Raw genomic sequence first — 3,151 nt, forward strand, 5'->3', positions numbered from 1 at the left:
TGAATGTTTTTGATTAATAAGGTATACTACATACATAATCAAATATGTATTTGAATAAGAGGTGTTACTTATGAAAGAAGAACATTGTGAACTTTGTTATCACGATGAGCAAAAAGTAAAACATGCAAGTGATATGTTGGAGAAAGAAAATATAAGTAGTGTAGCGAAAATGTTCAAGGCACTCGCGGATGAAACACGATTAAAAATTGCGTATGCACTGTATACGGAAAAGGAACTTTGTGTACGTGATGTCGCCAGTATTATTCATAGTAGTATTGCAACGGCTTCGCATCATTTAAGACTGTTACAAACAATAGGATTAGCAAAAAAGCGTAAAGAAGGAAAACTTGTTTTTTATTCATTAGATGATTCTCATGTAAATGGATTAATTGAATTAGCGTTTAGTCATAGTAGTGAAATGAAAAATAAAGAATTCGATATGTAGTAAGGCATTTTCATAAAGAAATTTCTTTATGAAAATGCAATTTTAAAAGGAGAGGAGATAATAAGTATGATTAAGCTCGTTTTAATAAGACACGGACAAAGTGAATGGAATGTTGAAAATCGGTTTACAGGCTGGACAGATATAGACTTATCAAATGCTGGTCTTCGAGAAGCAAGAGAAGCTGGAGAAGTTTTGAAAGCCAATGGATTCTCATTCGATATAGCATATACATCTGTTTTAAAAAGGGCGATGCGTACTTTGTTGATTACTCTTGAGGAAATGGATTTGATGTGGATACCTATTCATAAAACATGGAAATTAAATGAGAGACATTACGGTGCACTTCAAGGATTGAATAAAGAAGAAACAGCGAGAAAATATGGTGATGAGAGAGTAACTTTATGGAGACGTTCAACAAATGTACGCCCACCAGCTCTTACAAAAGATGATGAGAGATATGAAGCGGCACATCCGAAGTATAGAGATTTAAAAGATAATAAGTTTCCCCTTACAGAAAATCTAGAAGATACAGAAAAACGAGTTGTTTCATATTGGGATGAAGAAATAGTCCCTAATTTAAAAGATGGAAAAAAAGTGATTATTGCAGCGCATGGAAATACAATAAGAGCTTTAGTAAAATATTTAGATCAAATTTCAGATGAAGATATAGAATATGTAAACATTCCAACAGGAACACCATTAGTTTATGAATTTGATAACGATTTAAAACCGATATGTCATTATTATTTAAGAATGAAAATGGGTATAAAACAAACGGTTTAATATACCCTACCTATGTATTGTATATGGATATCGGAGGTGATTTATATTGTTACATTATACTGTCGTAAATAAAAAAATTGTGGGTCATGTGAATTATGTGCTTCCGTAGCTCCTGATATATATCAATTAGATGGAAAAGGAAAATCATTTGGTGTATTAGATAACAATGAAGGAATAATGGGAATCCCAAAAATTTTCTTGGAAGCAATGTTGGCAGCTAGTGACGGCTGTCCAACAAGTTCAATTCAAGTAAGAAAAGAGCCGTTTATAAATAAAGTGAAAATTCAATAGAAGAATTATTAAAGATAAAACAAGATTAAAAGGAGGAATTTATATGGGACATCATCACGGTCACCAACATCATGGGCATACTCACGGGCATTCCCACGGACATCATCATTTTGAAGAGAGTAGAGAAGGGAATAAGAAAGGTTTAATTACGGCATTAGTAATTACGGCAATTATTATGTTTCTTGAATTTTTTGGAGGACTAGTTACAAATAGTTTAGCCTTATTATCTGATTCAGGACATATGTTAAGTGACACGAGTTCGTTATTATTAAGTTTAATTGCCATTGGATTAGCAGCTAGAACTGTTACTTCTACAAAAACGTATGGATATTATCGTTTTGAAATATTGGCGGCATTAATTAATGGTATTACATTATTTGTTGTAGCTGGACTTATCGTGTGGGAAGCGATTGGAAGGTTTTTTGAACCACCAACTGTAGCAAGTGGTCCGATGATGTTAATCGCATCAATTGGTTTACTAGCAAATTTAATTAGTGCATGGGCTCTTATGAGACAAGGTGATGTGAAAAATAACGTCAATTTACGTAGCGCATATTTACATGTTCTTGGAGATGCTTTAGGTTCAGTTGGTGCGTTAGTAGCTGGTGCACTTATGTCGTTATTTTCATGGTATATTGCAGATCCAATTATTTCAGTGGTTGTAGCGCTATTAATTTTAAAGAGTGCATGGGGAGTAACAAAACATTCCATTCATATACTTATGGAGGGTACACCTGTTTCAATTGAGATAGAACAAGTTAAGCAAGCTATTAAAGAAGTAGAGGGTGTACGTGATATACACGATCTCCACATTTGGACAATTACATCAGGATTAGATGCATTAAGTGTCCATGTAATGATCGATAAAAAACAGGACGATCAAGAAGTGCTTCAAAATATTATTACTATGTTAAAACAGGAGTTCCATATTGAACATGCTACAATTCAAATCGAAACGCTTAAGATTAAGCATAGTGAAATGGTCGTTTAATAAAATTCAACAAAAAGGCTATGGAGGAAATTCTCCATAGCCTTTTTGTTCACGTAAGTAGAATTGTCCTTTTTGAAAGTTTTGTTTCAACTTTTCGTCTAAAGAGACAAAAAGTTGTCACAATTCCGTCACAATTAGCATAAACATACTATAAACGAAATGAACTTATCCCGCATAATAGCCCAATTGATTCAACTAATAATCAGTAGGGCTGAAAACACCACTGATTAAAAGTTCACTTTATTCTCAAGGAGGTAGGTCGTATGAAAACTATTCTTGCTATAGCTGGGCTTATTTGGGTTTTATCACACGGTATTCCAATTTATGAAGGAGAACAAATTCGTAGTGCTCTAAATAAAGAATTTAATGAATATCATATTATTGATCGACAAGATAATGTTGTTACAGTTCGTGTAAATAATTGTTTTCATACAGTTACCGTTGAAGGAACTTCTGTAGTTAATGACACAAAATTATGTGATCAACAATAGATGTATATATAATAGAAAGAAAAAAAGTCTCAATTCAAATTTGTGATGATTGAGGCTTTTTTTATTGAATTTTAGTGGGAGATTTTATTGTTTTTTTGGAAAAGAGAAAGGGTATAGTGATAATTTGGATTTAGAAGCTAAGTATTTGTT

The 3,151-nt window shown here is 32.8% G+C and carries 4 protein-coding genes and 1 pseudogene; all 5 read left to right on the forward strand.

Going from position 1 to position 3,151, the window contains the following annotated elements:
• The first annotated feature begins 70 nt into the window (after positions 1-70).
• The 5 genes and pseudogenes from V7038_RS27710 (at position 71) to V7038_RS27730 (ending at position 3,001) form a co-directional block, all read left to right on the forward strand.
• Positions 71-445: an ArsR/SmtB family transcription factor gene (locus tag V7038_RS27710; RefSeq protein ID WP_002111285.1), complete on the forward strand. Its 375-nt coding sequence runs from the start codon at positions 71-73 to the stop codon at positions 443-445.
• Between the two features lie 66 nt (positions 446-511).
• On the forward strand, positions 512-1,228 hold the full coding sequence (gene gpmA / locus V7038_RS27715) for a 2,3-diphosphoglycerate-dependent phosphoglycerate mutase (protein WP_002111283.1): 717 nt from the start codon (positions 512-514) through the stop codon (positions 1,226-1,228).
• A 46-nt stretch (positions 1,229-1,274) separates the two neighbouring features.
• A pseudogene (locus tag V7038_RS27720) lies at positions 1,275-1,519 on the forward strand (ferredoxin).
• A 43-nt stretch (positions 1,520-1,562) separates the two neighbouring features.
• Entirely contained in the window at positions 1,563-2,510 is a 948-nt protein-coding gene (locus tag V7038_RS27725; RefSeq protein WP_002111281.1) for a cation diffusion facilitator family transporter, read from the forward strand.
• A gap of 263 nt (positions 2,511-2,773) precedes the next feature.
• Positions 2,774-3,001 carry a hypothetical protein gene (locus tag V7038_RS27730; protein WP_002111280.1) on the forward strand — a complete coding sequence of 76 codons (228 nt, stop codon included), beginning with the start codon at positions 2,774-2,776 and terminating at the stop codon, positions 2,999-3,001.
• Positions 3,002-3,151 lie beyond the last annotated feature (150 nt).

It is taken from the genome of Bacillus sp. JJ783, assembly GCF_036963225.1.
Taxonomy (GTDB): domain Bacteria; phylum Bacillota; class Bacilli; order Bacillales; family Bacillaceae_G; genus Bacillus_A; species Bacillus_A cereus_U.